At 68.1% G+C, this 24,550-nt stretch carries 22 protein-coding genes; 9 read left to right on the forward strand and 13 right to left on the reverse strand.

Translation table 11 applies throughout. The annotated features are described in order from the left end of the window. Positions 1 to 440 precede the first annotated feature (440 nt). Entirely contained in the window at positions 441 to 1,814 is a 1,374-nt protein-coding gene (locus V8Z80_RS18805; protein WP_336063093.1) for a short-chain fatty acid transporter, read from the reverse strand. A 169-nt stretch (positions 1,815 to 1,983) separates the two neighbouring features. After that, a complete protein-coding gene (locus V8Z80_RS18810) occupies positions 1,984 to 5,433 on the reverse strand; it encodes a molybdopterin-dependent oxidoreductase (protein ID WP_336063094.1) in 3,450 nt (1,149 codons plus the stop codon). A 124-nt stretch (positions 5,434 to 5,557) separates the two neighbouring features. Here V8Z80_RS18810 and V8Z80_RS18815 point away from each other — a divergent pair, with 124 nt between their 5' ends. Then, a complete protein-coding gene (locus V8Z80_RS18815) occupies positions 5,558 to 6,469 on the forward strand; it encodes a LysR family transcriptional regulator (protein WP_336063095.1) in 912 nt (303 codons plus the stop codon). A gap of 51 nt (positions 6,470 to 6,520) precedes the next feature. Here V8Z80_RS18815 and V8Z80_RS18820 read toward each other — a convergent pair whose 3' ends face one another. Both V8Z80_RS18820 and V8Z80_RS18825 read right to left on the reverse strand, forming a co-directional pair. After that, positions 6,521 to 7,750, reverse strand: coding sequence for an MFS transporter (locus V8Z80_RS18820; protein WP_336063096.1), 1,230 nt, complete (start codon positions 7,748 to 7,750; stop codon positions 6,521 to 6,523). A gap of 175 nt (positions 7,751 to 7,925) precedes the next feature. Beyond that, positions 7,926 to 8,540, reverse strand: coding sequence for a LysE family translocator (locus V8Z80_RS18825; RefSeq protein WP_336063097.1), 615 nt, complete (start codon positions 8,538 to 8,540; stop codon positions 7,926 to 7,928). A gap of 60 nt (positions 8,541 to 8,600) precedes the next feature. On the opposite strand from V8Z80_RS18825, the gene V8Z80_RS18830 reads away from it, so the two are divergent. Next, positions 8,601 to 8,738: a hypothetical protein gene (locus V8Z80_RS18830; protein ID WP_155195353.1), complete on the forward strand. Its 138-nt coding sequence runs from the start codon at positions 8,601 to 8,603 to the stop codon at positions 8,736 to 8,738. Here V8Z80_RS18830 and argE read toward each other — a convergent pair. The 8 genes from argE to V8Z80_RS18870 are packed head-to-tail and all read right to left on the reverse strand — an operon-like array spanning position 8,708 to position 15,965. After that, complete coding sequence (argE, locus tag V8Z80_RS18835) at positions 8,708 to 9,889, reverse strand: acetylornithine deacetylase (RefSeq protein ID WP_155195352.1); 1,182 nt, start codon at positions 9,887 to 9,889, stop codon at positions 8,708 to 8,710. The genes V8Z80_RS18830 and argE overlap by 31 nt on opposite strands. Continuing rightward, positions 9,882 to 10,559, reverse strand: a complete 678-nt coding sequence (locus V8Z80_RS18840; protein WP_336063098.1) for a DUF1028 domain-containing protein — start codon at positions 10,557 to 10,559, stop codon at positions 9,882 to 9,884. Before V8Z80_RS18840 ends, argE begins: the two co-directional genes overlap by 8 nt. Next, complete coding sequence (locus V8Z80_RS18845) at positions 10,556 to 11,008, reverse strand: RidA family protein (RefSeq protein WP_155195350.1); 453 nt, start codon at positions 11,006 to 11,008, stop codon at positions 10,556 to 10,558. Before V8Z80_RS18845 ends, V8Z80_RS18840 begins: the two co-directional genes overlap by 4 nt. Positions 11,009 to 11,018: 10 nt before the next feature. After that, positions 11,019 to 12,344, reverse strand: a complete 1,326-nt coding sequence (locus tag V8Z80_RS18850; RefSeq protein WP_336063099.1) for a flavin-containing monooxygenase — start codon at positions 12,342 to 12,344, stop codon at positions 11,019 to 11,021. Positions 12,345 to 12,397: 53 nt separating this feature from the next. Further along, positions 12,398 to 13,096 (reverse strand): ABC transporter ATP-binding protein, encoded by a 699-nt coding sequence (locus tag V8Z80_RS18855; RefSeq protein WP_155195348.1) that lies wholly within the window; start codon positions 13,094 to 13,096, stop codon positions 12,398 to 12,400. Next, positions 13,089 to 13,901, reverse strand: coding sequence for an ABC transporter ATP-binding protein (locus V8Z80_RS18860; protein ID WP_155195347.1), 813 nt, complete (start codon positions 13,899 to 13,901; stop codon positions 13,089 to 13,091). Before V8Z80_RS18860 ends, V8Z80_RS18855 begins: the two co-directional genes overlap by 8 nt. Beyond that, positions 13,891 to 15,048, reverse strand: coding sequence for a branched-chain amino acid ABC transporter permease (locus tag V8Z80_RS18865; protein ID WP_155195346.1), 1,158 nt, complete (start codon positions 15,046 to 15,048; stop codon positions 13,891 to 13,893). Before V8Z80_RS18865 ends, V8Z80_RS18860 begins: the two co-directional genes overlap by 11 nt. Then, a complete protein-coding gene (locus V8Z80_RS18870; RefSeq protein WP_336063101.1) occupies positions 15,048 to 15,965 on the reverse strand; it encodes a branched-chain amino acid ABC transporter permease in 918 nt (305 codons plus the stop codon). Before V8Z80_RS18870 ends, V8Z80_RS18865 begins: the two co-directional genes overlap by 1 nt. A gap of 220 nt (positions 15,966 to 16,185) precedes the next feature. Here V8Z80_RS18870 and V8Z80_RS18875 point away from each other — a divergent pair, with 220 nt between their 5' ends. The 5 genes from V8Z80_RS18875 to V8Z80_RS18895 all read left to right on the forward strand — a co-directional run bounded on the left by V8Z80_RS18875 (position 16,186) and on the right by V8Z80_RS18895 (position 21,769). Further along, positions 16,186 to 17,340: a branched-chain amino acid ABC transporter substrate-binding protein gene (locus V8Z80_RS18875; RefSeq protein ID WP_336063102.1), complete on the forward strand. Its 1,155-nt coding sequence runs from the start codon at positions 16,186 to 16,188 to the stop codon at positions 17,338 to 17,340. A 45-nt stretch (positions 17,341 to 17,385) separates the two neighbouring features. Then, positions 17,386 to 18,717 carry a 4-hydroxyphenylacetate 3-hydroxylase N-terminal domain-containing protein gene (locus tag V8Z80_RS18880; protein WP_336063103.1) on the forward strand — a complete coding sequence of 444 codons (1,332 nt, stop codon included), beginning with the start codon at positions 17,386 to 17,388 and terminating at the stop codon, positions 18,715 to 18,717. A gap of 43 nt (positions 18,718 to 18,760) precedes the next feature. After that, the gene (locus V8Z80_RS18885) at positions 18,761 to 19,768 is read left to right on the forward strand and encodes a LysR family transcriptional regulator (RefSeq protein ID WP_336063104.1); all 1,008 of its coding nucleotides are present in this window, start codon (positions 18,761 to 18,763) and stop codon (positions 19,766 to 19,768) included. A gap of 206 nt (positions 19,769 to 19,974) precedes the next feature. Beyond that, positions 19,975 to 20,766 (forward strand): phytanoyl-CoA dioxygenase family protein, encoded by a 792-nt coding sequence (locus tag V8Z80_RS18890; protein ID WP_155195342.1) that lies wholly within the window; start codon positions 19,975 to 19,977, stop codon positions 20,764 to 20,766. 94 nt (positions 20,767 to 20,860) lie between these two features. After that, the gene (locus V8Z80_RS18895) at positions 20,861 to 21,769 is read left to right on the forward strand and encodes a LysR family transcriptional regulator (RefSeq protein ID WP_336063105.1); all 909 of its coding nucleotides are present in this window, start codon (positions 20,861 to 20,863) and stop codon (positions 21,767 to 21,769) included. On the opposite strand, the gene acuR is transcribed toward V8Z80_RS18895, so the two are convergent. Next, positions 21,766 to 22,425, reverse strand: coding sequence for an acrylate utilization transcriptional regulator AcuR (acuR, locus tag V8Z80_RS18900; RefSeq protein WP_442952000.1), 660 nt, complete (start codon positions 22,423 to 22,425; stop codon positions 21,766 to 21,768). The two genes, V8Z80_RS18895 and acuR, sit on opposite strands and share 4 nt — an antisense overlap. Positions 22,426 to 22,659: 234 nt before the next feature. Here acuR and V8Z80_RS18905 point away from each other — a divergent pair, with 234 nt between their 5' ends. After that, on the forward strand, positions 22,660 to 23,676 hold the full coding sequence (locus V8Z80_RS18905; protein ID WP_336063107.1) for a Bug family tripartite tricarboxylate transporter substrate binding protein: 1,017 nt from the start codon (positions 22,660 to 22,662) through the stop codon (positions 23,674 to 23,676). 21 nt (positions 23,677 to 23,697) lie between these two features. Next, the gene (locus V8Z80_RS18910) at positions 23,698 to 24,525 is read left to right on the forward strand and encodes an enoyl-CoA hydratase-related protein (RefSeq protein ID WP_155195340.1); all 828 of its coding nucleotides are present in this window, start codon (positions 23,698 to 23,700) and stop codon (positions 24,523 to 24,525) included. Positions 24,526 to 24,550 lie beyond the last annotated feature (25 nt).

Here is a 24,550-nt window from a genome sequence, read left to right on the forward strand (position 1 = left end):
GGTTTTTTCTTTCCGGGGATGGCCAAAGATGCCCAGCACAATTCAGCGTTTTTTTCAGCGCTGCCTTTGTGGGTGTCAGCAAAGCACCAGCATCGAATGCCGCTGCTGGGAAGGTCGGCTAGATCGAGGCAGGGATGCAGCATAACGGGTCGTTCGAAGCGAACACGCAGCGACATCTAGGCCTGGCCTTGGCGGCTGGCATGAACACTCCCATCTTTTGGGCAGAGCCGATCCCGGCCAAGCCGGGATCGGCCGCGGCGTGCCGTACAACGCGCGGCCTGCGGGCACGGCGCATCGGTGGAAGGGTTTTGGCCGGAATGCAATCACCGGCCCATATCCGGCCTGCTTCAACTTAAAAGGCCCGGGCCCGGTTCAAACCGGGCCCGGGCCTTGAACAACCGGGCTTTGCAAACTGCCCGGTTTCCCGGGTCAGTCTGCCGTCATAACGAGGCCGCCAACCACAGCGCCCCGATCATCACCACGCCCGAGCCGAACAGCGTCACCATGGTGTAGCCGAGGATGTCGCGCATCTTCAGTCCGGCGATGGCCAGGATGGGAAGCGCCCAGAACGGCTGCAGCATGTTGGTCCATTGGTCGCCATAGGCCACGGCCATGATGGCGATGGCGGGATCCACGCCGAGCTGCTGGGCGGCATCGAGCATGATCGGGCCTTGGACCGCGAACTGGCCGCCGCCCGAGGGCACGAAGAAGTTGACGATGCCCGCCGACAGGAAGGCCAGGATGCCGAAGGTCTGCGGCGTCGAGATGGCCACGAAGGCACTCGAGAACAGGGCGATCAGCCCGGTGTGCTGCATGATGCCCAGGATGCCCGCGTACAGCGGAAACTGCAGCAGGATTTCTCCCACGCTGCCCGCGGCGTTTCGGGTCAGGTGGATGAGCTCGAATACGTTCCGGGTGAAAAGCAGCACCAGGGCCAGCAGGGACCAGTTGACGATATCCAGCGTGATGCTGCCGCCCCGGGCGAAGTGGATGACCAGGTAAGCGAGCAGCGCCAGGCCGAAAACGAACACCAGGATCCTGGATGCGTCCATGCGGTCGCCGGGCGTCAGGACCTCGTATTTCGCCTCGCTGTGCTCCTCGGATCCGACATCCGCGGGCAGTTCGTAGACGCGCGATCCGTCCTTGGGGGCGACCAGCCAGAACAGCGCGGCGCAGACGACGATGACCAGGATGGCCGCGATGATGTTCCACGACGCGAAGATCGTTTCCGATACCGGGATGGTGCCGCCGCCCAGCGCATTGGACAGGAAAGAGCCCGCGGTGGCGGCCGTCAAGGGCCCCGACCCGGAATAACCCATGTGCCAGACGATGAAGCCCGAATATCCCGCGGCCACCAGCAGCGGGAAATGCAGCTTGATGCCCCGCTCGCGGCCCTGCACGGCGATTTCACGCGCCAGCACGGCGCCGGCGATCAGCCCCAGGCCCCAGATGAAAAAGCACAGCACGGCGCTGATGACAAAAACGAACATGTAGGCGGTTGCCGGCCGCGACGGCACGCGCGCCAGGGCGATGAGGACCTTCCGGACCGGCCCGGTATTGGCCAGGATGTGGCCCAGCAGCAGGATCAGGCACATCTGCGTCATGAACGCCAGGATGCCGGACAGGCCGTTGCCCCAGAACCTGACGATATCCGTGGGCGCGGTGTCGGTCAGGGCAAGGGCCATCAGGGCCACGATGAGGGTCAGGGCCATGGCGAAGGTCATCGCCGATGGAATCCACCGTTCCAGGAAGTTGTTGACCGGCCCCATCAGGCCCGATGACCTGGCGCCGGCTTGGTTGTTGTGCTGAGACATGTTTGTGCCTTGTGATTATCTGGATGCTGAAAATTCACTTGCGGACCGAAGATTAATCGATCCGCTCCCCTGTTTGTGAATCAACGTTGTGGCGGCCAAGTCCTCCTGTGCTGTGCGCGGATCCGCAAATCGTGCGTCCCCGCTATTTTGGTCTACGTTTCGTGGCACTTCAAATGTCAAGCACGAGGTCGGACGCGGGTACGGCCTGGCAGGCCAGGCATATCGACGGATCCTCCGGTTCGGCGCCGTGCAGGTGGCGCACCTGCCCCGAGACGACCCTGACCGCGCAGCTTTCGCATTGCCCGACCCGGCACCCGCTGGGCACGGACAGCCCCAGGCTCTCCGCGAATCCCAGCAAGGTGCCGCGCTCGGCCGTCCATTGCGCCTTGGCATTGCCCGACCTGCTGAAACGGACTTCGAACCGCGCCGTGCCGCCAGGATCGGGGGCGGCAGGCGAGCGGAATATCTCGCTGAAGATGTCGAACGCCGGCACGCCGCGCGCGCACAAGCCCTGCCGGATGCTATCCATCATCGCGGGCGGGCCGCACATGTAGAAACGCGCCCGGGCTTGGATCAGGCTGTCGGGCACCACGTGGGCGCCCAGCACTTCGCGCGGGTCGGGGTCGCTGGCCAGCGGGTCGCCGTAGTAATCCCTGACGGTCAATCGAGGCAGCTGCCCGCAAAGCTGCTGCAAGCGGTCGCCGTACGCCCGGGTGTGCCGGTTGCGGTTGGCGTAGTGCAGCCAGACTTCGGGCGCGTGCGCCGCGCCTGCCAGCGATTCGAGATAGGACAGGAAGGGCGTGATGCCGATGCCGCCGGCGAAAAGGACGATGGGCTGCGCAGAGGTTTCGGGCAGGACGAAGGAGCCGCTGGGCGCGCCCACCTTGACGGCCGAGCCCACGCGGGCGTTCGCATGCAGGTGGCCCGACATCGCGCCTTCCCAGGCTTGCCCGGCGTCGTCCCGGCCGCGTTGGTGGCGCACGGCGATCCGGTAGCTGCGCCGCGCGGGCAGCCGCGCCGGGCCGATCAGCGAATAGCTGCGCACCATGGCGCCGCCATCGTCCTGGGGGACTTCGATGGTGATGTGCTGGCCGGGGCGGTAATCGGGCAGCACGCCGCCATCCTGCGGCGAGAGCGTCAGTTCCAGGACGCCTTCGGCAACGTGGTCCAGGGCGTCGATACGGAAGTCGCGCCGTCCCGTCCAAAGGCGTTGCCCCAGGTCGAAAGCGGCATCGCGCTCGATATCGCAGGGAAACTGGCGCATGGGCACCGATCCGCTGATCGGATCGGCCTTGTCCGCGCAGATCAGGCCGTTGTAGTTGCTGTTGTCCTCTCCCTGGATCGGATAGCCAGGCTCGCCGAGCTCGGGGCAGGCTTGCCACCACCCGACTTCGGCGTAGACGACATCCTTGCCCAGGTGGGGGTCCAGCGTCGCCATGAACCGCGCCGAGCCGGCAGGCGTGGTGATGCGGACCCAATCGCCCGGTTCGATGTTTTTTTCGGCCGCCAGCGCGGGATGGATGACGGCTTGCGGCATCTTGGCGCGTTTGCGAAGAGAGGCCAGGGAGCGATGCTGGCTATGGCAGTAGTAGCCGTTCTTGCGGGACGTGAGGGTAAGCGGATACGTCTTGCCGTCGTGCCCGGCGCCGGACAGCAGGTCGTCATGGCTGGGCAGGGGATCGTAGCCGTGCCTAAGCAGCAGTTCCGAATAAAGCTCGACCCGCCGGGTCTGTGTCTCGAAGCCGTTGACGGTATTTTCCTGCGGGCCGTCCTGGCCTCCGGGCGACCGGGGCAGGCCATATTTTTTGTCCTGGTGAACCAGGGGCAGGCGCAGGCTGGCGCCGGGGCTGCGGCGCAGATCCGATACCGTCACGCCCAACGGCGCCAATTGGTGGTTCCAGCCCTGTTCCAGCTGGCCATCGAAGAATACCGGCCTCATGCCCAGCCGGCACGCCAGGTCGAATACGATCTCGTTGTCCGAGCGGGATTGTCCGCGGGGCGTGACCATTCTTGGCCGCAGCTGCACCAGCTCCTGGGCGTCCTGGCTGATTTCGAAGCCGATGCGCAGGCCCTCCCGCTCCCAAGGCGTGTTGACGGGCAGGAAGATGTCGGCGTACCGGGACGAGGGTGTCTCGAACAGATCGCAGTGCACATGGAACTCCAGTTCCTGCAACGCGGCCTGGGCCATGCCGACGTCCGCCTGCGAGGCCAGCGGATTGGTGCCGAATCCCATGAAGGCCCTGACGCGGTAGGGCTGCGCGGCCAGTATCGCCTGATACAGGTCCCGCGCGGTCACCCAGCCCATGGCTGCCGGTCCGAGCGGCCGCTCTTTCAGGCCCAGGGCCTTCGCGCGCTGGGCCGGGGCGATGAGGTCCAGGCCATTGACCGGGTTGGCGGGCTGCTTGGGGTACACGCGGTTGCCGCCGGGCTTGTCGAAGCTGCCCGTCAACGCATACAGGACGGCGATCGCCCGGTCCGTCTGGGTGGCGTTGGTGCTTTGGGCCACGCCCGACCACGAGTGGTAGGCAATGGCCCGGCTTTGCGCAATCAGCTCGGCCGCGGCCCGCAGGCTCGAGGGCGCCACGCCCGTGACCGCCTCTACCCGGGCAGGCGTGTATTGGGCGCAGCGGCGCGCCAGTTTTTCCAGCACGGTGTGACAGGTGGTCGGCGCCCCGTCGATCTGCAGCAGGTACTCTCCCCGCAGGGCGAACGAGGCGGCGCCTTGCGCACCGGGGTGATAGCCGGTGTCGTAGGCCACGGGCCGCCTGGCGTCCCGGTCCCAGGCGACCCAGGCCTGGGGGTTTTGCGCGTGCTTGTCCACATCGCCGGCGCGCACCAGCCGGCCGGTGTCGGCGCGCACCAGCAGCGGGGCGTTGGTCCAGTCGCGGACGAAGGCGTGATCGTAGCGTTCGCTGGCCAGCAGCAGGTGGGCCAGGCCCAAGGCCAATGCGGCGTCCGTTCCCGGCTTGACGGGCAGCCATGCGTCGGCCTGCGCGGCCAGCGCCGTGCGCTGCGGATCGACCACCAGCAGGCGCGCGCCGGCGCGTCTTCCCTCGCCGATGGCATTGGCCTGCGCGAGCCAGGTGTTGCTGGGATTGTGGCCCCATAACAGGATGAGATCGGCGTTCGGATAATCGGCCACCGGAATGCCGCAGCCGAACGTGAAGGCGTGGGCGAAGTCCTTGTGCCAGTTGCAGACCTCCGTCCCATACGCGATGTTCGGGCTGCCGAAAGCGCGCACGAACCGCTCGATCCAGTCGATGCTGTCGGACAATGGCGTGCCGCTGGGCGTGGTCACGCCGAACGCGACCGCCTCGGGGCCGCTTTCCTGCCGTATCCGGCCGAACCGCGCCGCGATCTCGTCCAGGGCTTGGTCCCAGGTAATCTGCTGCCAGCCCGGATCGGCCGAGCCCTTGGGCGTGGTGCGCCGCATGGGGTAAAGCATGCGGTGGGGGCTGTGCACCAGTTCGGGCGCGGCCCGGCCTTTCGGGCAGGTCGCGCTGCCCGTGGGGTGGCCGGTGTCGGCTTGGACACGAACCAAGGCGTCGCCGCGGACCGTGTTCAGGGTCCCGCAACGCGAACGGCACAAGGTGCAATAGCCGCTGATCTGCGCCGACATCGTGACAACTCCTTCCCGCCATTGGACTATTTCGGGCCGGATATCCTAAAAGATTCCCTCTGATATGGCTAATATATATTATTGAAGTTGTGATATAGAGCTAGTGCATATCAGGGGGCGGGCCGTGCAATTGACGCTGCGGCAATTCGAATATTTTCTGGCGCTGGCGGAAACCGGACAGGTTTCCAAGGCCGCCTTGCGCTGCAATGTGTCGCAGTCTTCCGTCACGGTGGCGCTGCGCGGCATGGAGCAGGCGCTGGGCGTTCCCTTGTTCGTGCGGCATTCCAAGGGATTGCGGCTGACCGAGACGGGCGAGCGTTTCGTCTCCCATGCGCGCAACGTCACCAATGCCGCCTCGCGCGCCATCGAAGACATACGGTCCGCCCCCAGCGATGTGAGCGGGCGCCTGCGTATCGGCGTGACCGAGACCATCTCGGCCTACCTGGTGCCCAGCGTGCTTGCCACCGCCGGGCAACGTTTTCCGAACCTGCGGATCCAGGTGGTGGAAAGCGACCGTCCGAGCATCGAGCGGGCCCTGCTGGATGGCAGCATCGACCTTGCCTTGCTGATCGTCTCGAACCTGACCGGCAACGATGCGCTGGAATACGACATCATGCTCAAGTCGCCCCGCCGGCTCTGGACCCACCCGGATCATCCCCTGCAGCAAAGGTCCAAGGTCGGCCTGCACGACATCGTCCAGTACGACTACATACTGCTGGACATGGACGAGCATATCGACACGATGGAAAAGTACTGGCGCCGGCATCGGCTCAGGCCCAATATCTATTTCCAGAGCAAGTCGCTGGAAGCGGTGCGCAGCCTGGTTGCCTTCCAGAAGGGCGTGGCGATCCTGTCCGACCTGGTCTACCGGCCCTGGTCGCTGGAGGGCAGGCGGATCCTGCGCTGCAATGTCAGCGAGGTCGTGCCCACGATGGATATCGGCGCGGTCTGGCATAAAGGCGCCGGCCAGTGCAAGAACCGGGAAATCGTGCTGCGCTATCTGCATGCGTCGATCAAGGCGCTGACGCACGAATGACGGCGCACCGCCGGCCGGGCGGCCGCCCTGGCCGGCCCGCAAGCGGGCGGCTCAGCGCGGGCGGTCCGCCGCGCCGGCGGGATCGCGCCGGTCGCGCGGCAGGCAGGCCAGCACGAGCAGCGAGAACGCGCCGGTGCACAGGAAGGCGTAGTCGTAGCGTCCGCTGGCCGCGACGAACGCGGCGAAGGTCGTGGGCGCCACCATGTTGACCAGGTTGACCAGGATGCTGGAGCCGGCCGCCGTCTCGGAGATCAGGTGCGGCGGCGAGCGCCGCGCCACCTCCGCGATCTGTACCCCGTTCCAGCTGGCCGCCGAGCAGCCGGCGACGAACGCCAGCGTTATCACGGCCCAGAGCGGCCATTGGGTGCTGGTCAGCCCCAGCAGCGCCGTCGTGGCCGCCGACAGGATGGCGGCGATGGATAGCGTCGCGGTGGCCGAGCGCAAGTAGTCGGACAGCCAGCCCAGCGCGATGCGGCCGATCACGCCGCCGGCCTGCATGACCGCAAAGACCATCCCGGCCAGGCCGAGCGAGTAGCCCAGGTCGTCGATGAGATAGATGACGGTGAAGGTGAACCAGCAGCTCTGGCACACGGCAAAAAGGCCGCCCACGACGGATATTTTCATCAGGCCGCGGCTGTGCGTGAGCGAGGCCAGCGGCACGCTGAGCGTACGCAGCGACTGCAAGGTGGGCATGGCAAAGCCGCTTTTCTTGCCGGCCGCGCCGTCCGGCTTGCCTGCCGGGGCATCCAGGCTGCCGCTTAGCCGCCAGCTCAGCGCCACGGGCAGCAGCACGATGAGCGCACAGGCAAGCAGGGCCATGCGCCATCCCGAGGAGGCCACCACCACCGGAACGAGCAGCCCGGCTATCACCCCGCCCACGGGAACGCCGGCCTGCTTGATCGAGAACATGAGGTTGCGCTTGCCCGGCGGGGAAAAGCGTTGCAGGACTTCGCTGCCGGCCGGATTGGCCGCGCCGTTGCTCAGGCCCATGGCGAAGCAGGCCGCCAATGCGACGCCGACCACGGGATACAGAAAGAGCGCCATGCACACCGCGCCCAGCACCAGGGTCAACTGCAAGGTGCGCATCCCGCCTATCTGCTTGAGCAAGGCCGAACCGGCGACCAGGATCGCCAATCCGCCCATCGAGTTGCTCGCGGTCAGGTAGCCGATGGAACTGCCGCTCCAGCCGTACTCTGCGGACATGGCCGGGGCGATGATGGGAATGACCCGGGCCAGAAACGAGGAAATGGTCTGCAGAATGAAGATTGCCGCGACTGGCATGAGCCAGGCGGGTGCTGCGCTTGTCATCTCTGGGATTGTCTTGGTTGGTATGCGGGAGGGCGGGGCACGGCCGCGCCGGCTTCTGAAGGCAGGCCGGTTGCTTTCATCATACTCCTGCAACCCCAGGGCGGGATCGGACAGCGCTGCTCGTGCGCTTTGCGCGCGGCCTCGCCGGCTACCGCGCCAGCAGCAGATACAAGCCCACGGCCATCATCGTTGCGCCGGCCAGCCGGTTGACGAGCGTGCCGGCGGGGGCGCCCAGCACCGTTGCGGCCTTGTGGGCCAGCAAGGCATAGCCCAGCTTGGCGCCGCCGACAGCCAGCACGGCGATCGCCATCACGATGAGCGCATCCAGCGCGCCGATGGCGCCAAGGTCCATGAATGCCGGCAGAAAGCCCAGGTAAAACAGCAGCACCTTCTGGTCGGCCAGCGTAATCAGCAGGCCGGCCATGAAGCTCGACGCCAGCGAGGAGGCATCGGCGGACGCGGCGGCGCCGGCCGGTCTGGCGCCCGCTTTCCACAGGCGCAGGCCCACGAGGATCATGTAGGCGCCGCCGGCATAGGGAATCAGCAAGGATGCCTTGCCCAGCGCCTGGGTCAGCAGCGCCAGGCCAAAGATCGCAAGCGCGATGTAGAGCAGGTCGCCCGCCACGATGCCCGCCGCCGCGGCCGCGCCGTGCGCCAGGCCGGACGATGCGGAACGGGCCACGACCGCCAGCACGCTGACGCTGGGAATCAGCGCCAGGACCAGCATCGCGCCGAACAGCGTCAGCATGTTCGCCAGCGTCATGTGCACCTGCACGGCCTGCCTCCTCGGATGACTTGCCGCATTGTAGGAGCGGCCGTGGCGATGGCATACACTCTGCTTACCGCCTTCGCGGGGGAAACCATGCGCATTGCCATCGATACGCTGGGGCCGCTGAACCGCTTCATCGAGCAGCGGGTGCCGCGCCGCCCTCAACCGCCCATCGCTTCTTCCCGCAGGTAGCCGGCCAACCGCGCCAGCATCTCGTCGCATGCGCGCAGCTGGGCGACGGTGATGTACTCGTCCGGCTTGTGGCCTTGGTCCATGCTGCCCGGACCGCACACCACGGTGGGGATGCCGGCCTGATCGAACAGGCCGCCTTCGGTGCCGAAGGCCACCGTGCCGAAGTCCTCCGAGCGGCTCAGCCAGGCCAGCAGCCTGGCGGCCTCGCTTTGCGGCGAGGTGGCCAGGCCGGGATAGTCGCCCAGCGGCTGCATCCGGATATCGGTGTCGGCCTGCACCGCGCGCATGCGCGGCAGCAGTTCGGCCTGGGCGTAGCGCTGCAGCTGGCGCGGCACTTCCTCGGCATCGAAACCGGGCAGGGCGCGCACTTCGAAATCGAATTCGCATTCGGCCGGCACGATGTTCAGCGCCCGGCCGCCCTGGATCAGGCCGGCCTGCACCGTCGAATAGGGCGGATCGAAGCGGGCGTCGTGATGCTCGGGCCGGGCCAGCGCCTCGCCGATTTCGTCCAGCTGCCGGATCAGGCGCGCCGCATAGGCGATGGCGTTCACGCCATGCGGGGCGTAGGCCGAATGGCAGGCCGCGCCCTTGACCTGGCAGCGCATGGCCAGCTTGCCCTTGTGGCCCAGCACGGGCTTGAGCCCGGTGGGCTCGCCGATCAGGCACAGGCGCGGCTTGTGCGGGCGTTGCGCCAGCGCCGCCAGCATGGGCCGCACGCCCAGGCAGCCCACTTCTTCGTCGTACGAGAAGGCCAGGTGCACCGGCACTTTCAAGGGTTGGGCCAGGAAGGCCGGCACGGCCGCCAGCACCGAGGCCAGGAAACCTTTCATGTCCGCCGTGCCGCGGCCGTAAAGGCGGCCGTCGCGCTCGCTCAGGCAAAAGGGCTCGACGCTCCAGTCCTGCCCGTCGACCGGCACGACGTCGGTGTGGCCCGACAGCACGATGCCGCCGCGCTCGCGCGGGCCGATGGTGGCAAAGAGATTGGCCTTGGTGCCTTCGGCGTTGTGGAACAGCTCGCTGTCCACGCCGAGATCGCGCAGGTAGTCGCGCACGAACGCGATCAACGCCAGGTTGGAGTCGCGGCTGACCGTCGGAAAGCCGATCAGCCGCTCGAGCAGCGCGCGGCTGCCGCGCCCGGCTTCTTCATTCATTGCCCGGCACTCCATAGCTGGGCGCGGCCAGCGGGTTGAGCGCGCGCGCCAGATAGTCCTGCATCTGCGGCCGGTAGGCCTGCCACAGGGCGTCGAGCTGGCCGATGGGGTCTTGGTCGGCCCAGTCCACCCGCAGGTCCACGATGGGCCAGGCTACCTCGCCCGCCACCTTGAGCGCGGCCGAATGCACCGGCCCGGCTTCGCCGCCAGCGGCCGTGGCCGCGTGCATGGCCGCCATCAGGCGGTCGGCCAGCTGGCCGGGCGCCTGCTCGAAGGCCGGCACCATGGCCGCGATGACATGCTCGCCGGCCAGCAGGTTGCCTGCCGCCACGCATTGGTCGCCGGCCACGGCGTTGTGCACGCCCAGCGATTCCTTGCCGCTGAACAGCGCCGTGCGGCCCTGGCTGTCGAGCACCGTGACCTGCCGGTACTGGCTGTAGCGGTCCGTGCCCAGGGCCTGGCGCAGGGCCTGGGCCGGGTCGAGCGGCTGGCCGGCCAGCAGTTCCAGGATGTCCGCGCCCAGCGAGGGCAAGGTGACGTTCTGCGTGGCCACCACGCCCACGCCGGCGCGCACCCAGGGGCAGCGCGCGCCCACCGAGATGCTGGAGGAGCTGATGGCGATACCGAGCTGGCCCGTGTCGCGGCAGCGGCCGATGATGGAGAAGGTCATGGCGCGTTTCCTTGGGCCTGGGACGGCGTCCAGCCGTCGGGAATCACTGCGATCACGTCGATCTCCATCAGCCATTGCGGCTGGCCCAGGGCGCTGACGACCAGGCCGGTGGAGATGGGATAGACGCCCTTGAGCCACTTGCCGACCTCCTGGTAGACCGGTTCGCGGTAGCGCGGGTCGATCAGGTAGGTGGTGGTCTTGACGATGTGGGAAAGATCGCTGCCGGCCTCTTGCAGCAGCTGCTTGACGTTCTTCATGGCCTGCTCGGCCTGCGCCCGCGCATCGCCCAGGCCCACCAGCCGGCCTTCGAAGTCGGTGCCGACCTGGCCGCGCACGTAGACCGTGTTGCCGGCGCGCACGGCCTGGCACAGGTCGTTGTCCAGCGCCTGGTTGGGATACGTGTCCTTGGTGTTGAACATGCGGATCCGGGTATGGGTGGGTTGGCTCATGCTTGGCTCCTCAGTGGTCGGTGGAAACGGCGCGCGCCGCGGGACCGAGCGTCTTGCCGCCATCCTGCTGCTGGCGCTGCGCGGCATCGCGGTAGGACTGGTAGGTGCGCTGTATGGCGATGTGGTCGGCGACGTGCCTGGCGTCATGCCACACGCCCCAGATGAACGACGAGCCGCGGCGCGACAGCCAGGGCAGGCCCAGGAAGTACACGCCCGGTTCGCTGGAGACGCCGCGCTGGTGGCGGGGCTTGCCCTTTTCGTCGAAGGCGTCCACCTGCAGCCAGCCATAGTCCGACGAATAGCCGGTGGCCCAGATGATGGTGCGCACGCCGGCCTGCGCCAGGTCCAGTTCCGCCAGCGGGGCGGTGACGCAGTCCGGATCGGGCAGCTTGCGGCGCGCCTGGGGCTCTTCGGGCAGGTCCAGGCCGTTGCGGGCCACGTAGGCGTCCGCCGCATCGAGCAGCGCATGCAGGCTTTCGTCGCCGCGCGCGATGTTGGCGGCCAGGTCCGGCGCGAAGCTGACGACGCCGTCGCGAAACGCCCGGGTCATGCCGGTCAGGATCACGCCCTGGTGCGCCAGCGCCCGGAAGTCGACGGTGTGGCCGCCGCGTGCGCCGCTCACGGCGATGGTCACGTGCTCCTTGCCGGGCACGGCGGCCTCGCGGTCCCATTCGCCCAGCACGCCCAGCCACCAGCAGAAGTCGCGGTTGCGGTACGACCGCGGCGGACGGTCATGCGGCCCGACCGACAGGTACACCTGCCGGCCGGCGCGTTGCAGTTCATCGGCGATCTGCACGCCCGAGGAGCCCGCGCCCACCACCAGCACGCCGCCCGGCGGCAGCTGCGCCGGATTGCGGTAATGGGCCGAATGAAGCTGGGTGAGCGAGTCGTCCCGGGGCGCGATGGGCGGTATCACCGGGTTCTGGAAGGCGCCGGTGGCCACCACGACGCGCATGGCCTGCAGCGCGCCTTCGGAGGTCTGCACCGTGAAGCCGGGCTGGCCGGCGTTGCGCGTGACGCGCGTGACTTCGACGCCGGTGCGCACGGGCGCCTGGAACTTGCGGGCATATTCGACGAAGTAGTCGGCCACGCGCTCCTTGCCGGCGAAGGCGTCCGGGTCCAGGTCCTCGAAGGTCATGCCGGGAAAGCGGTCATGCCAGGCCGGCCCGTTGGCGACCAGGGAATCCCAGCGGGCGGTGCGCCAGCGCTCGGCGATGCGGGCGCGTTCGAGCACCAGGTGGGGAACGCCGTGCCGGCCCAGGTGCTCGCTCATGGCGATGCCGGCCTGGCCGGCGCCGACGACCAGCGTATCGATGGAAGTGAATTCGGCTGTCATGGCCTGGTTCCTTGATGAATGAAGGGTGATCGTGAAGGGAAGCGGCGCCGGCGCTAGAGGTACAGGTGCTTGACCACGTCGTTGCCGAGCAGCTCTTGCGCGGTGCCCGAGGCCACCATCTGGCCCTTGAGCAGCAGGTAGCCGCTGTGCGCGATGGACAGTGCGGCCTCGGCGTTCTGCTCGATGAGCAGCACGGTGATGCCGGCCTGGTGGATGCGCTGCACCGTCTCGAAGTATTCGTCGATGAGCTTGGGCGACAGGCCCAGCGTGGGCTCGTCCATGACCACCAGGCGCGGATTGCCGATCAGCACCCGCCCGAGGGCGACCATGGCCTGCTCTCCGCCCGAAAGCGTGCCGGCCGCCTGCGACAGGCGCTCGCCCACGCGCGGAAACAGCGTCACGACCCGGTCCAGCGCCTGGGCGAAGCGTTCCTTGGGCCGCAAGGCGTCATAGCCGATCTGCAGGTTCTCGCGCACGCTGGCCTCGGGAAAGAGGCGCCGGCCTTCCGGCACGAAGCCCACGCCCAGGGGCGCCAGCGCCTCGGTGCGCAGGCTGGCCAGGTCCTGTCCCAGCACGCGGATGCGGCCCGATTGCAGCGGCAGCAGCCCGGCGATGGCCTTGAAGGTGGTGGTCTTGCCCGCGCCGTTCGGGCCCAGCAGGCAGACGATGCTGCCTTCGGGCACGCGCAGCGATACCTGGTTGAGCATGTTCACCACGCCGTAGCGGGTGCTGACGGATTCGAGTTCAAGCATGGCTGGCCTTCCTGCCGAGATAGGCTTCCTGTACGCGAGGCAGCTGGCGGACCACCTCGAACGTGTCATCGCCGATCTTGCGGCCGTAGTCCAGCACCATCACCCGCTGCGGCAAGGCGGCGATCAGCCGCATGTCGTGCTCGATGATGATGAAGCTCAGGGCCGGGTTCTGCGCGCGCAGGCGTTCGATGTCGGCGATCAGCGCATCGGTGTCGCGGTCGTCCATGCCGCTGGACGGTTCGTCCAGCAGCACGATCTTCGGTTCGGCGGCCAGCGCGCGGGCGATCTCCAGGCGCCGCCTGTCGGCCTGGGGCAGGCTGCTGGCAAGCTGGTTGCGCCGCTCGAGCAGGTCGGGCGAGACGGCCTGGAGCAAGGCGCAGGCGCGCTCGGCGGCCTGCCGCATCTCGCGGCGCGCACGGCCGGGCCGCAGCATGGCGGTGAAGACGCCGCAGCGCGTGCGCGTGTGCATGCCGATCAGCACGTTGTCCAGCACGCTCAGGCTGCCGAACAGCCGGCTGGTCTGGAAGGTGCGGGCGATGCCGGCGGCCACGATCTCGTGCGCCGGCATGCCCGCCAGGCTCCTGCCTTCGAGCAGCACCTCGCCCGAGGTGGCCTGGTAGATGCCCGTCAGCAGGTTGAGCAGGGTGGACTTGCCGGCGCCGTTGGGGCCGATGACGCCCAGCACCTCGCCGCGTTCGAGCCGCAGGCTGACGTCGTCCACCGCCACCAGGCCGCCGAAACGCATGGTCAGCCCGCGGCCTTCCAGCACCGGCCCGGGCAGGGCCGCGGAGGTATCAATGCTCATGGTTGCGCACTCGCTGGGGGAAGATGCCGCGCGGGCGGATGATGAGAAAGGCGATCACGACCAGTCCGTAGAACAGGATGCGGTAGTCGGAGAAGGCGCGCAGCTTCTCGGGCAGCATGGTCAGCAGGAAGGCGCCCACGATCACGCCCAGGATGTTGTCCATGCCGCCAGCGATGACCATGGTCATGATGGTGACCGAGACCAGGAAAGTGAAGTTGTCCGGCGAGATGAAGCTGACGTAGAACGCATACACCGTGCCGGCAAAGCCCGCCAGGAAGGCGTCCACGGCGAAGGCCTGCACCTTGAACCAGGTCACGTTGATGCCGCAGGCGCGCGCGGCCAGTTCGTCGTCGCGCAGCGCGTTCCAGGCCAGGCCCACGCGCGAGCTGTGCAGCCGCCGCGCCGACAGGATCGCCAGGCCCACCAGCGCGCACGACAGGTAGTAGTAGTTGCCCTGGCCCGGCAGGCTGTGGCCGAACAGCGTGATGGGGTCGTTGAAGGAATGGCCGAACAGCGTGGGGGCGGGGATGCCCACCAGGCCGTTGGCCCCGCCGGTCCACTCCAGGTTCATCAGCAGCTGGTGCACCACGATGCCGAAGGCGATGGTCACCAGCGCCTGGTAGCTGTCGCGCGTGCGCATGGACGGCAGGCCCAGCAGAAAGCCGAAGAGCGTGGCCACCACGGCCGCCACCAGCAGGCAGATCCAGAAGTTCACGCCCAGGTGGATGGCCAGCAGCGCCGAGGCGTAGGCGCCGATGCCGTAGGAGGCGCCGGTGGCGAAGTTCGGTATGTTGGCGCTGCCCAGCTGGAAGTTCAGCGCCAGCGCCAGCACGGCGTAAAGGTTGGCGACGATGAGCAGGTGCAGGGCGTAGCTGTCGCCTTGCAGCAGCCAGGGAAACACCGCGACGATGGCAATGCCCCACAGCGTGGCCAGCTTGCGCGCGCGGCGAAAGGCGGCGACCAGGCGCTCCTCGAACAGGGGGCGCCGCTGCACGGCCACCAGCAGCACCGCGAACGCCGCCAGCAGCGCCAGCACGGTGATCCAGCTTTCGGCCAGCAGGAAGGCGCGCAGCAGCACGGCGCCGCCGGTGGCCACCGCCAGGACGATGGCCGTGTCCGCCAGGCGGGGGGAAACCGATCCTTGCATCAGACTTTCTCCATTTTCTGCACGCCGAAAAGCCCGGCAGGCCGGAAGATCAGCACCCCGATCACCAGCACGAACACGAATACCAGGCGGTAGGAAGTGCCGTTGGGGACGTAGCCCTGGACCACGGTCTCGATGGCCGCGATCAGCAGGCTGCCTACGATGGCCCCGCCCAGGCTGCCCAGCCCGCCCACCACTGCCGCCGAAAAGCCGATCAGCCCGGCCTGCACGCCGAAATCGAAGCGCACCACGCCGGCGTAGCTGGCCAGGAACAGCCCGCCCACGGCGCCGACCGCCGAGGCGATGAAGAAGGTGTTGCGAAACACCGGGCCGGGGGCGATGGCGAACAGCCGGGCGGTGTCGCGGTCCTGCGAGACGGCGCGGATGCGCATGCCCGCCGGCGTGTGGTGCAGGACGTAGAACAGCAGCGCCACCAGGCTGACCGATACCAGCACGGCGACCAGGCTGATCAGCGGCACGTTGCCCAGGGCAGTGGCGATGGCGCCTTGGGCCAGGGCCGGGAAGGCGTGCGGGTTGCTGCCTTCGGGGTACAGGTGGCGGATCAGCTCGCGGAGCACGATGCCCAGCGCGACGGTGGCCACCAGCGGCATCATGGCCGGCGCATCGCGAAAGCGGCTGATCACCAGGCGGTCCAGCGCCACGCCCAGGCTGCCGACCGCGGCGATGGCGACCAGGCATGCCAGCCCCAGCGTGACCCAGGCGGACGGGCCGCCCAGCGCGGCGGCCACGGCCTGCACGGCGGCCAGCGCGATGAAGGGCGCCACCATGGCGACGTCGCCATGCGAGAAGTGGATCACCTGCAGCACGCCAAACAGCAGGCTGAACCCCAGGGCGAGCAGGCTGTATATGCAGCCCAATGTCAGCCAGTTGATGATCTGCTGGAACAGCAAGTCCTGCATGGGGCTTTCTCCCTTGTCGATTATTTATTCGAATACGCGCAGCAGACCGGCATTAGATCGCGAAGCGCGGGCCGCTTGCTTCGCGTTTTCCAAAGCATTGCTTCGAAAAAAACGAACCAGGGGATGGGCCGCTGCCGATACGATCCCTGCAGTCCCGTGCAGGCGTCGTGCCCGAGCCACGCGGACCACAGAATGCCAATTCCACACTCAAGGGGTAACCATGCACGGATCTTCGACCTTTTCCGCTTTTTCCCGGGCGCGGCGGCGCCATCTGGCCGCCGGCCTTGCGCTGGCCGGCGCGGGCCTGCTCCTGTCCGGCGGCGTGCTGGCGCAGCCGACCGTCAAGCTGGGCTTCATCGGCCCGCTCAGCGGCGGCAACGCCCAGCAGGGCCTGGGCGCCAAGAACGGCTTTCTGCTGGCCATCGACCAATGGAACGCGGCCCCGGACGCGCCCTTCAAGGTGCAGGGCGTGGTGCTGGACGACGCCTCGGACCCGCAAACCGGCGTATCGGCGGCCCTGAAGCTGGTCAACGACCGCAGCGTGGTCGGCGCCACCGGCCACTGGAACAGCCCCGTGGCCCTGGCCACGCTGCCGGTGTTCCACCGCAGCCAGATGCCCTTCATCGTGTGGGGCGCCATCAGCCCCAAGATCACCGAGCAGAACCTGCCCAACACCACGCGGGTCACGCCCACGCTGGTCAACGAGAACAAGCCCCTGGCGCAATGGGCCGCCGGCGAGCTGGGCGCCAAGAAGATCGCGATCGTCTCGGACACCAGCGACTATGGGCGCGCCAACGAAACCTGGTTCGGCACCTTCTTCAAGGAAGCGGGCGGCCAGGTCGTGGCGTCCGAGAGCTTCCCGGTGGGCACCACCGACTTTCGGGCCATCCTGACCAAGGTGCGGGGCCTGCAGCCCGATGCCGTGTACTTCGGCGGCGTCATCACCGAGGCCGGCATCCTGCGCAGGCAGATGGCCGACCTGGGGATGAAGCAGCCCATGCTCAGCATCAGCGGCATCTTCGATCCGCAGCTGATCAAGATCGCCGGCGCGGCGGCCGACGGCGTCATGGTGGGCGTGCCGGTGGCCCAGAACAACCCCAAGCTCGAGGCCATGAACAAGGCCTACGCCGAGAAGGGCTACGCCGAGGCGCAAAGCCCCTATACCAAGTACGCCTATGACGCCACGGGCCTGCTGCTCGATGCGCTCAAGACCGCCGGCCTGAAGGACAAGGCGGCCGTGGCCAAGGCGATTCGCGCCGCCCGCTACGATGGCGCCCTGGGCACGACCACTTTCGACGAGAACGGCCAGACGCAGATTCCCGTCGATATCCAGATCCATACCGTCAAGAACGGCGAGTGGGTCAAGCACGAGTAAACCAGCGGCCGCGGGCGGCGCCGGGGCAGGCAAGAGGATGGACAAGTGATCAGAACCGGAGAGCAGTACCGGCAGTCCCTGCGCGACGGCCGGGACGTCCGGCTCGATGGCCAACGGGTCGCGGACGTCGCCGCCCATCCTGTCTTCAAGCCCCTGGTGGATACCCGCGCGCGGCTGTACGACCTGCAGCATGCGCCGGCAAGCCGCGACGTGCTCAGTTTCGATGACGGCGTCGAGCGGCATGCCATCGGCAACAAGCTGCCGCTGACCAAGCAGGACTGGTGGGACAAGCGCCGCGCCATGGACGCGCTGATGCAAGCGGCCGGCGGCTGGGCCGCGCGCCTGGGCAGCGAGTCGGCGGGCGAGATGTGGTCGCTGTTCGACGGCCAGGACGTGCTCAACGACATGGACCCGGCCTACCGCGCCAACCTGCGCGCCCACATCCACCATGTGCTGCACGAGGATCCGTTCCTGGTCTGCGCCGACAGCGACCAGGCCAAGGCGCCGCTGCACGTGGTGCGCGATACCGATGCGGGCCTCGTCGTGCGGGGCGTGGCGCGCGATACGGCCGCGGCCTACGCCGACCGTGCCTTCGTGCGTCCCGGCGCCGCGTGGCAAGCGCAGCGGGCGCCGGCCGCCCGGGCGGTCGGATTCGTCTGCGACCTGGGCGCGCCGGGCGTGGGCCTGCATTGCAGCGCCCGCGGCGCGGCGCGCCAGGACGGCGAGCCGTCCGTGCTGGCGCGGCACCTGGACGAAGTGCCGACCGACATCGTTTTCGACGATGCGCTGATTCCCTGGGAGCAGGTGCTGTTCTATCGCCATGCCGGGGCCGTGGAGTTCGTGCGCGCCACGCAAAGCCGCTATTCGGGCTTCTCCCGCCTGCAGCGGGGCCTGGCGCTGGCCGATATGCTGGCCGGCGCCGCCTTGCTGGCCGCGCGGCTTGCCGGCACCGAAGCGCAGGCGCAGGGCGCGCTGGTCCGGCTGGCCGCCTACCGCGAGGCCATCCATGCGCACCTGACTGCCGCCATCACGCTGGCCGAGCCCAGCCCCGCAGGCCTGATGATGCCCAACCAGTCCCTGCTGCATGCCGGCCTGGCGCTGGCCGGCGCCGGGCTGGGCGAGACGGCCGCCGCGGCGCGTGCGCTGTGCGCGGCGCTGCACGAGCCAGCCCATGCCGCGCCGCAGCAGGCGGCAGGGCCCGGCCGGCTGCTGGCCTATGCGCGCGACGTGCTGGACTCGCGCTACCTGGCCGAGCTGGCCGCTGCCGGGGCGCCGCCGTGCGACGGCCTCGCGCCCTGCCAGCATGCCCTGCAGGCGCACTTCGACTGGGGGCGGCCGCTGGCCGTGGCGGCCGGGGCCGCGGGGATGGCGGTATAGTGTTCCTCCTCCCTTGCCCTTGCGACGATCTTGCGCTTGCCCCGTGCTGACACGCCTGACCTTGCGACAGTTGGAATACTGCGTCGCCGCGGCCGAGTACGGCAGCATCGCCGAGGCCGCCGAGCGCATCCACGTGTCGTCTTCCTCCATCTCCTCGGCGATCGCGCACGTCGAGTCGGAGCTGTCGGTCGCGCTGTTCGTGCGCCATCACGGGCAGGGTCTTTCGCTCACGCCGGTGGGCCAGGAGGTGCTGCGCCAGATACGCCACCTGCTGGACCAGACGCTGGCGCTGTACGACGTGGCCGATACCGCGCAGGGCGCCATCCGCGGCCCCTTGCGGGTGGGCTGCCTGACTCCCTTGGCGGCGCTGGTCGCGCCCGAGCTGTGCCAGGGGTTCGCGCGGGCGCATCCGGGCGTGCAGGTCACGCAGGTCGAGGATCACCAGGAAGGCCTGATCGAGCGCCTGCGCCAGGCGCGCATCGACGTGGCCATCACCTATGACCTGAGCGTGGCGCAGGCCGACATCGCCTTCGAGCCGCTGGCCTCGCTGCCGCCTCACGTCATCGTCGGCGAAACCGATCCCCTGGCCTACCGGCGAGTTGCTACGCTCAAGGAGCTGGCCAATCGCCCGATGGTGCTGCTGGACATGCCGCTGAGCCGCGACTATTTCCTGGCGCTCTTTCACGAGGCCGGCGTCACGCCGCTGATCGCCGCCCGTTCGCCCAGCCCCGACGTGGTGCGCTCGCTGGTGGCCAACGGGGTGGGCTATTCGCTGGCCAACGTGCGCCCGCGCTCCAGCCATTCGCTGGACGGCAAGAAGATCGTCAGCGTGCACCTGCGGGGCCAGCCGCGCCCCATGCTGCTCGGGCTGGCCTGGGCGTGCGGCCAGAAGCCGCGCCATGTGGTCGAGGCTTTCATGCACCGTTGCCGCAGCTTCATCTCCAACGAGTACATCCCGGGCATGACGCCGCCCGGACGCGATGCGCGCGGCGGTGCCGAGGGCGGGCCCGGGCAGGCGCCGGCCGGCGATACGGTCAGCGGCGCGGCGTGATCCCCGCTGCGGTGCGCCAGGCACCGGAACGAGGCGCGGCAACACAGCTTTTTCCTGTCTTCAGTCCATGTATTTGCTGGTTGTGCCCAGCCGGGGGCTTGGCCAAGATAGCCGCATGCCCGGCACGCGCCGCCGCCGAGCCCGCCGCCAAGACGGCGGGCCGCGCGGGCGCGGGCCAGGCTTGTCACTATCTGGGAGACTTCGCCATGTTGCAGCAATTGCACCAGGATTTCGTACGCGATGGCGCCGTGGTGCTGCGCGGCCTGTTCAACGATTGGATCGAACCCTTGCGCGAGGCGCTGGCCTACAACGAAGCGCATCCGGGACCGAACTTTCGCGACTATACAAGCCAGCCCGGCCAGGCGCGCTTTTTTGGCGACTACTGCAACTGGCAGAACGTGCCGGGCTATCGCGATTTCATCCTGAAAGGGCCGGCCGCGGCGATCGCCAAGGCGATCATGGGCTCGCAGCGCGCCCGCATCTTCCACGAGCACGTGCTGGTCAAGGAGCCGGGCAACGACAAGGTCACGCCCTGGCATCATGACGAGCCGTACTACTGCGTCACGGCGCGGCAGACGGTCAGCCTCTGGCTGCCGCTCGATCCGGTGGCGCGCGACAGCGGCGTGGAATTCATCGCCGGCTCGCACCGCTGGGGCAAGCTGTTCCGGCCGCGCAAGTTCACCGCGGGCAGCTACGAGCAGCGCTCGGACGGCCTGGAGGAAATGCCGGACATCGATGCGCACCGCGAGCAGTACCGCATCCTGGGCTGGGACCTGGCGCCGGGCGATGCCGTGGCCTTCGATTTCCTGACCGTGCACGGCGCGCCGGGCAACCGCTCGCGTACGCATTCGCGCCGGGTCATCTCGACGCGCTGGCTGGGCGATGAGGCCGTGTACGTGGATCGCGGCGGCGAGACCTCGCCGCCTTACCCGGAACTGGCCAAAAGCTTGCGTCCAGGCCAGCCGCTGCCTGAAAATCTGTTTCCCTACTGCGCCTGACGGGCCCGGGCGGCGAGGCGGCGGCGCATGGCGGGCCGGCACCGCGCGGCTGGACGGCCCGCCGCGGGGGCAGTCCGAGTAGCGGAGAACCTGCGTGGCTGCCTATACCCTGCGCCAGTTGAAGTATTTCGTCACCACGGTCGAATGCGGCAGCGTCGCCCAGGCCTCCCGCCAGCTGTTCATCGCGCAGCCGGCCATAGCCGCCGCCATCAAGAGCCTGGAAACCAGCTTCGGCGTGCAGCTGTGCATCCGCCATCCCGCGCAAGGCATATCGCTGACGCCGGCCGGGGCGCGGTTCCACCGCAAGGCCCAGATGCTGCTGCGCATGGCGCGCGAGTTCGAACACGAGGCGCTGGCCGACAGCGATGTGCTGAGCGGGCAGATCGACATCGGCTGCTTCGAGACCGTCGCGCCGCTGTACCTGCCCAGCCTGATCGCGGGCTTTCGGCACCGCTATCCGGGCGTGTCGATCCGCCTGCACGACGGCGAACAGCAAGAACTCATCCAGGGCATGACGGGCGGGCGCTTCGACCTGTGCATCCTTTACGACAGCGAGCTGGACGGCACCATCGACACCGACCCGCTCACGCCGCCGCGACGGCCCTATGTGTTGCTGCCGCAAGGTCACCGGCTGGCCGGCCAGGCGCAGGTGCGGCTGCGCGAGCTGGCCACCGAGCCGATGGTCCTGCTCGACGTTCTGCCCAGCCGCAAGTACTTCATCCGCATCTTCGAGGCGCTGGGCCTGTCGCCGAACATCGCGTTCAGCTCGCCGTCCATCGAAATGGTCCGCGGCATGGTGGGGCAGGGCTTCGGCTTTTCTGTGCTGGTGACCCGCCCGCGCTCGGACCTGACCTACGACGGCAAGCGGTTGTGCTGCATCGACATCGCCGAGGACGTTCCCGGCTCGTGCCTGGTCGCCGCCTGGCTCAAGCGCGCGCCGCTGTCGCGTCCGGCGCGCCTGTTCGTGGACCATTGCAAGGCCGCGCTGGCCTTGCCGCCCTAGCCGGCCGCGCCCGGCCCGGCCGGTCGGCGCGGGTCGCCCACGCGCAGGATCTGCTCGAAGAACACGGCGGAAAAACGTTCCATGGGCTGCACGCTCTTGGCCAGCTTGGCGCGCAGGATGGCGCCTTCCCAGCCGATCCAGAAGAATTCGGCCAGCGCCTGCGGATCGCTGTCGGCGCAGATCTGGCCGGCCTGCACGGCCTCGGCCAGGCAGGCGGCTGTGCGGGTTTGCCAGGACTGCAGCACCCGTTCGAGCTGCGCCCGGAAAGCGTCGTTCGCATCGCCCAGTTCCTGGCCGAGGTTGCCGACCAGGCAGCCGCGCTGGAACGAGAAGCGCACCATGTTTTCCTGGGCATGGCGCACGAAGGCTTGCAGGCGCTGGACGGGCGGCTGCGTGGCCTCGCCCAGGAAGCGTTCGAGCTTGCGATAGAAGTAGTCGGCGTACTGCTGGATGACTTCTTCGCCGAACGCTTCCTTGCTGGGGAAGTAGTGATAGAAGGACCCCTTGGGCACGCCGGCCGTCTTCAGGACCTCTTCGATGCGCGTGTTGCGGAAACCCTTGATGGTGCACATTTCGACGCCGCACCAGATGAGTGCGGAGCGGGTGTCTCCTTTGGCGCGGCCGCCGCCTTTGGGTAGGGATCGAGTGGCTGTCATACGGTTCGTCAGTGGATGGAAGAGAGGATTCTAGGCCGGTTCGCGGATCGGCTTGCCCGCCGGGCCAGGATCGCTGGCAAAGGTATTGAATCAAGTAAACTAGTCTACTATACTGCCCTGGCACGCCGCGCCGGGCAGTACCAGGCAAGGGATGCGCAAGGCCGGTTCGTGTGGCCAGTCAGTAGTAAACTGGTCTATTAGAAAACAAACGAACGATAGACAGGGGAAAAGACAATGCAAACATTGTCCAAAAAGATTTCCGCATACCTTGTGCGGAGATGGGCGGTGGCGCTGGGCGCCGCCCTGCTGCTGGCCCCGCCCGGGCTGCACGCGGCATCGGCCGCCAAATGGCCGGGCCAAAAGCCGGTGACGCTGCTGGTGGGCTATTCGCCCGGCGGCGGGGCCGACACGGTGGCGCGCCTGCTGGCCGACCAGCTGAGCAAGAAATACAACCAGCGTTTCATCGTCGAGAACCGCCCAGGAGCCAGCGGCACCATCGCCGCCTCGGCGGTCGCCCGGGCGCCGGCCGACGGCTATACCTTGCTGGCGTCGGCCTCGTCCGAACTGACGGTGGTGCCCACGGTGCGGCGCAACCTGCCGTACGACCCCCGCAAGGACTTCGAGCCGGTGGCCGTCACCAGCCAGACGACCTATCTGCTGGTCGCCTCGGCCGAGTTTCCCGCCAATACCTTCCAGGAGATGGTGGCCTATGCGAAGGCGAACCCGGGCAAGGTCAGCTATGGGTCCTATGGCCAGAACACCTTTACCCACCTGACCGGCGAACTGCTGCAGCTGCTGGCGGGCATCGAGCTGCTGCAGGTGCCGTACAAGGGCAGCGGGGACGCGGTGCCGGCCCTGTTGAGCAACCACATCCAGCTGATGTTCGATTCCCCGGCGCAGGTGCTGGGCCTGATCGGCAGCGGCCGGATCAAGCCCCTGGCGGTAACCGCCCCCGAGCGCCTGAAGGCCAACGATTCGATTCCCACCAGCGCCGAGGCGGGCTACCCCGAGCTGGTGGCGCGCGGCTGGAACGGGCTGATGGCGCCCAAGGGCACACCCGAGGAGGTGCTGGACGAGCTGAACGCCGCCGTCGAAGAAATCATGCGTTCGCCGGAAATGATCCAGGCGCTGCAGTCGCGCGGCGTGGAACCCGGGGGCGGCTCGCGCCAGGCCGTGCGCGAGCGCATCGACGCCGAGCTGCGGCGCTGGAGCGACGTGGTCCGCAAGGTCGGCTTGACGGTCAGCGACTAGACATCACCAAGGAGAGCATCTGTGCAAGACAAGCTGGTTCTGTACGAAACCCGGGATAAGGTGGGGATCATCACCCTCAATCGGCCCGAAAAGCTCAACGCGCTGAGCAAGCCGCTGCGCCAGCAGCTGGTGCAGGCCTTCGCCGAGGCCGACGCCGACGAAAGCACGTGCGTGGTGGTCCTGCGGGCCGCCGGGCGCAGTTTTTGCGTGGGCTTTGACATCACCGGCGGGGAGCCGGAAAAGGATCCCTGGCGCCATGACACGCTGAAGTGGCACGAGACGCTGACCGCGGGCATCCAGTTCCAGATGACGCCCTGGTACATGCGCAAGCCGGTGATCGCCTCGGTGCAAGGGTATGCGGTGGGCGGAGGCTGCGAACTGGCGATGTTCTGCGACCTGACCCTGGCCGCCGACGACGCGAAGTTCGGCGAACCCGAGGTGCGCTTTGCCGAAGCGGGGCCGGCGCTGGTCATGCCGTTCATCATCGGCCAGAAGCGCGCCCGCGAACTGCTGTACTTCGGCGACATGATCACGGCCCGGCAGGCGCTGGACTTCGGCATGATCAACCGGGTCGTGGCCAAGGACGAGCTGGAGTCCTACACGCTGGACTATGCCCGGCGCCTGGCGCTGGTGGGGCCGCAGGCGCTGCAGGCGGTCAAGCAGGCGCTGACCCGAAGCGCCGACATCTCGGGCTTTCGCAGCGGCATCCAGGCCGGCCTGGATGCGGTGGCGCCGCTGTATGCGGCCAAGACCGAGGCGGGCGGCAAGTTCGTGGAGATCGCGCGCACGCAGGGCCTGAAGGCCGCGCTCAAGTGGCGCAACGGACAGTTCGACGAGATATCGATCTGAGGCGGGCCCGGCCAGCGGGGGAACA

This window comes from Orrella sp. JC864 (assembly GCF_037026685.1).
GTDB lineage: Bacteria > Pseudomonadota > Gammaproteobacteria > Burkholderiales > Burkholderiaceae_B > Orrella.